Source organism: Clostridia bacterium (genome assembly GCA_017438525.1).
Lineage (GTDB): Bacteria > Bacillota > Clostridia > Oscillospirales > RGIG8002 > RGIG8002.
On the sequence record JAFRVI010000002.1, the window covers coordinates 1 to 6,816 of the forward strand.

At 61.2% G+C, this 6,816-nt stretch carries 5 protein-coding genes; 2 read left to right on the plus strand and 3 right to left on the minus strand.

All coding sequences use genetic code 11. The annotated features are described in order from the left end of the window. Both IJL83_00195 and IJL83_00200 read left to right on the plus strand, forming a co-directional pair. The coding region (locus IJL83_00195; protein ID MBQ6552032.1) for a tyrosine--tRNA ligase at positions 1-768 on the plus strand (768 nt) is incomplete at its 5' end. A 326-nt stretch (positions 769-1,094) separates the two neighbouring features. Beyond that, positions 1,095-2,372, plus strand: coding sequence for a right-handed parallel beta-helix repeat-containing protein (locus IJL83_00200; GenBank protein ID MBQ6552033.1), 1,278 nt, complete (start codon positions 1,095-1,097; stop codon positions 2,370-2,372). 128 nt (positions 2,373-2,500) lie between these two features. Here the strand turns inward: IJL83_00200 and IJL83_00205 are convergent, their stop codons facing one another. The 3 genes from IJL83_00205 to IJL83_00215 all read right to left on the minus strand — a co-directional run bounded on the left by IJL83_00205 (position 2,501) and on the right by IJL83_00215 (position 6,607). Beyond that, positions 2,501-4,246, minus strand: coding sequence for an ATP-binding protein (locus IJL83_00205; protein ID MBQ6552034.1), 1,746 nt, complete (start codon positions 4,244-4,246; stop codon positions 2,501-2,503). Positions 4,247-4,666: 420 nt separating this feature from the next. Next, positions 4,667-5,422 carry an NAD-dependent protein deacylase gene (locus IJL83_00210; protein ID MBQ6552035.1) on the minus strand — a complete coding sequence of 252 codons (756 nt, stop codon included), beginning with the start codon at positions 5,420-5,422 and terminating at the stop codon, positions 4,667-4,669. Positions 5,423-5,755: 333 nt separating this feature from the next. Continuing rightward, positions 5,756-6,607, minus strand: a complete 852-nt coding sequence (locus IJL83_00215; GenBank protein MBQ6552036.1) for a DUF1295 domain-containing protein — start codon at positions 6,605-6,607, stop codon at positions 5,756-5,758. Positions 6,608-6,816: the final 209 nt, after the last annotated feature.

Genomic DNA, 6,816 nt, shown 5'->3' on the forward strand with positions numbered 1-6,816 from the left:
ATGGAAAAGGGACTCAGCTTCTTTGAGTTCAACTACATGATCATGCAGAGCTATGATTTTTACTACCTCTTCCAGCACTACGACTGCAACATGCAGTTCGGCGGCGACGACCAGTGGAGCAATATGCTCGGCGGCACCGAGCTGATCCGCAAAAAGACCGGCAAGGACGCCTACGCCATGACCATCACCCTGCTGCTCAACAGCGAGGGCAAAAAGATGGGCAAATCCGCGAAGGGCGCGGTCTGGCTCGATCCGGAGAAGACCAGCCCCTTCGAGTTTTACCAGTACTGGCGCAACGTCGACGACGCGGACGTCATGAAGTGCATCCGCATGCTGACCTTCATCCCGCTCGACAGGATCGCCGAGATGGATAAGTGGGACGCTTCCCGCGTCAACGAGAAGAAGGAAGTGCTCGCCTACGAGCTGACCGCCCTCGTCCACGGCGAGGAGGAGGCGAAGAAGGCGGAAGCCACCGCGAAGGCGCTCTTCTCCGGCGAAGGCGACGACGCGAATATGCCGACGACGGTCGTCGGCGAGGACGCCTTCACCGACGGCGCGATAGGAGTCGTGGACCTGATGCTCCTCGGCGGCCTCGCGACCAGCAGGAGCGACGCACGCCGCACCATCGAGCAGGGCGGCGTCACAGTCGACGGCGAAAAGGTCGCCTCCTTCGCGGAAACGATCGCGAAGGAACGCCTCGCGCAGGGCGTGAAGATGCGCAAGGGCAAGAAGGTCTATCACAGGTTCACGCTGCAGCGTGAACAATGATATGTCGGCGTCCCGCCGACGTGATATACGCTGCGCGTATGATATATTCGCAATGCGAATATGATATACTCGCTTCGCTCGCATTAAGGAAAAAACCGCTTCCCGATCGGGAAGCGGTTTTAATTATACGTGCGTTCGGGAGCTCCCCTGCGGCAAGCGCGGGAGATATGCGCGGCTCAGGGCGGCGCGGGAAAAATATTTGCGTTTTCCTTGAAAACAGCGGTTTTTTCCTCTCTTCTGTTGGTCGGGTGTTAGAGTCCGTGTTGTAAAATAGCATTTGCAATACTCGGCAGTTTGGCCGAAAATAACAAAAGGGAGGAATGTAAATGACGAGTAAAAGCAAGACGAAGCGGGCGTTCATAAGCAGCTTGATCGTACTGGCGCTCTGCTTCACGCTGTTCGCGGGGACGACGTTCGCATGGTTCACCGACACGGTGGTGAGCCGCGAAAACATCATCGCCGCGGGCAATCTGAAAGCCGACCTGCTCATCGACGCGGAGGGCGACGGAAACTACGCATCCATAGCCGATTGGGACGGCGGCATTTTCGATGTCGCGGAGACGGCACAGAACAGCACCTTTACCCTCTGGGAGCCGGGCAAGACGCAGATCGCATACCTCGCGGTAAGCAACATCGGCAACCTGGCGCTGAAGTACAACATCATCCTCGACGTTCTTGACAGAGGGCTCGCGGGCGCGCTCGAATACGCGATAATCGACGGCGCGACCGCCGCGCAGACCGCTTCTCTCACGAGCTGGGACGATCTGCTCTCGGTCGCAACGGCGACCGGTCAGGTCCGCTCCGGCCGCATCACCGCCGCGCCTTACGGCAAGCTCGCCGCGGACGAGACCGACTACTTCGTCTTTGCGGTGCATATGCGCACCGACGCGGGCAACGAGTATCAGGAAAAGGATATCATCTTTGACGTCAATCTCGTGGCGACGCAGGCGACCGCAGAGAGCGACAGCTTCAACGATCAATACGACGCCGGCGCGGAGATGCCCGAGCCCGGCAGAATGCTCTTCGCACTCTCCCATGACGAACTGATCGCGGCGCTGAACGACGTCAACGCCGCCGATGACGAAGCAACTCCCGTCATCAACGCCGTCGGCAGCGACCTCGGAACGCTCCACGGCTATCACTTCAAAAAGGACGTCATTATCCGCAATGCCGTATTCAGCGGCACGAACGGGCTACGCTACTGCTACGCCGACAACGGCACGAAGGTGACGTTCGTCAACTGCACCTTTAACGGCGCGACCTACGGCGCACACTTCGACGGCGGCAACGGCGCGCTGGCCTTCGAGAACTGCGACATCAAGGGATGGAACAGTTTCGGCCGAACGATAACTTCCGTCGTCTTCACAAACTGCAGCTTCAGCTGCTCTCCCGAATACGGTTCGATCCGCTTCTATCAGGACGGCCTGATCGAATCCTGCTACTTCTCCGACGACTATAAGTTCATCGACTGCAACAACAGCGGCTCGGTCATCCGAATAAACGACTCCAACGTTACCACAGGACTGCTGTTCAATAACGGAAGCACCGTTTCACAGTGGTTTATCGACGGAACGGATGTTTCCGCTCAGGTCGGCACCCATTAACGCGAAACAACACATCAACTGCCGCGCTTAAAAACGCGGTCCGCCATCGGCAAAAAACGGGATGAGACAACCTCTCATCCCGTTTTGTTTTTACGTTTAATATGCGAACGCGGGGGACGGCATCCGGTTTACACCACCAGACGCAGGTTGTTGAGTCCCAGCGAGTTGACGTAGTTGGCGTCCTTGACCGTCTTCATGACCATGCGGATGCCGATGTGCGAGAAGGGATCGTCGTCGCGGTGGAGCTCCATATACTTGACGGGGTCGAAGTTGACGCAGTTGTCGCGCAGACGGATGATGCAGTCGTCGCCGCGGATCGTGAGGCGCACGTCGATGCGGCAGTCGCGGCCGCCGCTCTTGCGGAAACCGTGCTTGACGATGTTCTCCGCCATCTCCTCTATGCAGAGGGCGATGTGGCTGCTCTGCTTCGGGCTGCGCCCGTGGGCGCGGCAGAACTCGGCCGCCAGGCGCGACGCCTCCACGGCGTCGGCGTCGTTCGTCACGACCGCCTCCATGCTCTCGCCCTCCTTCTCGCCGAAGTCGGCGGGGAGCAGCGAGAACGCGTCCGCGTTCACGGCGAATTTCTTATTCCTGATGAAGACGACGGCGCAGACGACAAGCCAGGTCAGCGTTTCGCCGCTGACGTAGCCGAGCCAGATGCCCGTCACGCCGAGGAAGCGGCTGAAAACGAACGCCGAGAGCGCGACGAGCGCGAAGTTCTGCATCACCGAGATCGCCTGAGTGAAGCCGCTTCTGCCGATGCCCTGATAGTAGTTCTTGTAGGTCGTGTTCAGCGAGCAGGGCAGCAGCGAAAGCGAGAACAGCCGCAGTCCCGCGACCGCGAGATCGCGCGCGGAGGCGTCCTCGATGAAGAGGTCGACTATCGGAGCCGCCGCCGCGCAGCAGGCGGCGATGACCGCGACGTCGAGCGCGACCGCCCAGAAGGTCATCGTTTTCACAAGCTCGCGCAGCGAGGTGCGGTCGGCGTCGCTGTAGAATATCGCCGAGAGCATCAGCGCGACCGAGCCGCAGCCGCCGCCGAAGCAGTAGCAGATGTTGCCTACCGTGGAAATGACCGAATAAGCCGCGACGGCCGCGGAAACTCCGGTGCCGATCAGCAGCTTGTTATAGACGAAGACGAGCAGCACGAGCGCGACCTGATTTATCATCGTAGGCACGCCGTATTTCAGCAGCTCGGCGCAGGTCCTCCCCTTTATCAGCTTGCGCTTGAAGCGGAAGAGGCAGTCCTTTTTGAAGAAGTAGCCGATGCCGATGGCGAGCGCCGCGTAGTAGCTCAAGCTGGACGCGAGGCCCATTCCGAAGGTGCTCCATCTGACGACGAAGACGTTCAGCAGGTCGCCCGCGACGTCCGCGACGGTCATCGCGATGACCGCGGCGACGAGGCGGCTGCGGCTGCCGGATATCTGCATATACGGCACCAGCATCTGCACCGCCATGAAGCCGGGCGCGCCGATGATGAAGCCGCGCATATAGCCCTTAGTCAGCTCGTAGACGTTGGTCCCCGGCTCCGCGCCGAGCAGCTGCGCGACCGGACCGGTGAAGGCGAAGACGAGCACGAGGCCGACGGCGGATATCGCCGCGGTCAGAAACACGGAAACGGTGAAGCAGCCGTTGGTCGCTTCGCGGTCGCCGCATCCCATCGTCTTGCCGCACATGACCTGCACGCCGGCGGAGATCATGCTGCCGATCGCCGCGAAGACGAGCAGCAGCGGAGTCGCCAGTCCGTAGGCGGTCATCGCGTCGACCCCGAGGAAGCGGCCGATCATTATGCTGTCGATCAGCATGCAGAGCGTGACCGTCATCGCGGACAGTATCTGTGTGAACAGCATCTGACGGAAAAGTTTTTTGATCATGGATTTCCCTCTCTCTTTATATATGGATGGCGCGGATTGTAACCGGCGCGTATATGCGGGGCTTTGTCATTCCGAGGAGGCGCAAACACGCCGACGAGGAATCACCTTCCCTTTGCAGAGCGTTTGTCATCCTGAGCGGAGCGATGCGAAGCGTCGCGCCCGTAGGGACGAGCATTGCTCGTCCGGGGATTGACGCGAAAGCGCCGCGAAAGAAAGCGAAACGTAACCCCCGTTTCCGACTGCGCACTTTTCCGATAACACGACCGTTACCTTCAGGATCCTTCGACTCCGGCTTCGCCTTCGCTCAGGATGACAGCGTATGCAGCCGTCTGCTGTCGGTGTGGGATCCTTCGGGCTTCGCCCTCAGGATGACAGGCGCGGGCGCGCCCGCGAATTTCACTGCCGGCAAAGCCGGCAATTTCACTGTCTCACCGTCAGGTGAGACAACACCTTCCCTATCGGCGCGTTTATCTCAAGGTCCTTTACCGGATCGAGCGGGTACGGCAGGTGCTCCTTGTTGATTATAACGAGGCGGTCGCCGCGGAAATAGCGGACGTAGCTCGCCGCGGGATACACCGTCAGCGAGGTGCCGCCGATTATCAGCAGGTCGGCGTTCGCTATCGCGGAAACGGCGCCGCGCACGGCGTCGTCCGGCAGCGGCTCCTCGTAGAGCGTCACGTCGCAGCGGACGATGCCGCCGCAGTCGCAATGCGGCACCGGCTCCGCGCAGTCGTAGATGAAGTCCGCGGGGAAGGGCTTTCCGCAGCGCATGCAGTAGTTGCGCCGAGTCGTGCCGTGTATCTCGAAGACGTTGACGCTGCCCGCCTTCTGATGCAGGCCGTCGATGTTCTGGGTGACGACGGCGGCGAGCTTTCCTGCGCGCTCCAGCTCCGCGAGCTTCAGGTGGGCGGCGTTGGGCTGAACGCCGCGCGCGTCCATCTTCTGCCGGTAGAACTCGAAGAAGACCTCCGGCTCGCGCACGAGGCAGGTGTGGCTGAGCAGGTATTCGGGGCGGTAGCCGTCGAACCGCACGTCGCGGACGTTGTAAAGCCCGTCCTTGCTGCGGAAATCCGGCACGCCGCTCTCGGTCGACACCCCCGCGCCGCCGAAGAACACGGCGCTCCGCGCGGAGTCGATGAAGCTCTGCAGCTTCGCGATCTTTTCGTCAAGCGTCATTGACATAGGTTTACCTCGTTTTTAACGCGGGCGCAGCTCCCTCAGACGAGGTAGCGAAGCGGAGGCCGCGGTAGTGAATGACAGCCCGGTGGGCTGTCAGAGCCGCGGCCTGACCGAGCCCGCAGGCGAGACGCTGTCAGCGCCGTTGAAAACGGCGATGACTGAGGGAGGGAAAATGATTCCCCGTTTATCAAACGCCGCGACAGAGGCAGGGTTTTTCCCTCCCTCCGTCACCCTCGGCTTACGCCTCGGGCGCCACCTCCCTCGGCCGAGGGAGGCGCCCGACGTTCCGGTCTGTTGTCTGTTCGTTTCAGCGAACGGCTTAATTCTTCGCTATTTCTTCACCGGAAGCAGCATACGCGTCTGCTCCTTGTACTCCGCGAAGCCCTCTTTCTTCGCCTGCCTGCCGTCCGCCATCGGGATGCTGACGAGCAGGAAAAGCGCGGTGTTCGCGGCGGCGCCGAGCAGCAGCCACCAGTTCGTGTATACGGCGAAGACGGAAAGCGCGATACCCCACCACATCAGCAGCTCGCCGAGGTAGTTCGGGTGGCGCGAATACTTCCACAGTCCGCGGCGGCAGAAGGGCGCGTCGCGCTCCGCGCGGTAGCCGCGCATCTGGATATCCGCTATCCCCTGCAGCGCCGCCGCGCCGAAGCAGACGCAGACCGCCGCGACGCTCCAGAAGTTCGCCTCCGCGCCGTCGCGTATCGCGGTCGCGGCGGGCAGGACGCAGCCGTAGACGACCAGCGTCGGCACCATGTGTATGCCGACGAAGTTTATTATCGGATAAAACCGCCCCGTCTTTTCGCGGAGCATGACGTAGCGCCAGTCCTCGCGCTCGAGCGAGCCGAAGTTCAGCGCCCAGTTCCAGGTCAGGCGCAGACCCCAGACGCAGACCGCCAGAAGCAGCAGCGCCGAAAGCAGCGTCAGCCGCCGCGGGAACGCGTACGCGGCGCATATCACTATCGGCTGAACGCTCCAGTAGGGATCGTAGACCGAGGCGTTCTTCAGCAGAACGCTGAAAGCGAAGGTAACGACCGTCGCCGCGGCGTCCGCGGCCAGCAGCTTCACGCGCCAGTCGGCGTCGAACGCGCCGTAGACCGCGAAGCCGACCGCGCCGGCGATAACGTATATGAGCGCGACGGCGATGAAGCTCGCCGCGGGCGATGATTTGAGCTTTTTCATAAGCCGACCTCCTTGACCGGGGGCGTTTTTTTGTCATTCCGAGGAGCCGGTGGCGAGGAATCCCCCGGGCGAACGCGGGGCGTTCGCAGTGATATTGACGCTTCGCGTCAGTGATATTATCGCTCCGCGATAGTGATATTGCGGCTTCGCCGCAGTGATATTGACGCTGCGCGTCAGTTAAGGAGCAAATTGCCTGCGGCAATTTGAAT

Bases quoted from the DNA above. Each gene is read 5' to 3' on its own strand.
- IJL83_00200 (MBQ6552033.1), top strand. From the start codon at position 1,095: ATGACGAGTAAAAGCAAGACGAAGCGGGCGTTCATAAGCAGCTTGATC.
- IJL83_00205 (MBQ6552034.1), bottom strand. From the start codon at position 4,246: ATGATCAAAAAACTTTTCCGTCAGATGCTGTTCACACAGATACTGTCC.
- IJL83_00210 (MBQ6552035.1), bottom strand. From the start codon at position 5,422: ATGACGCTTGACGAAAAGATCGCGAAGCTGCAGAGCTTCATCGACTCC.
- IJL83_00215 (MBQ6552036.1), bottom strand. From the start codon at position 6,607: ATGAAAAAGCTCAAATCATCGCCCGCGGCGAGCTTCATCGCCGTCGCG.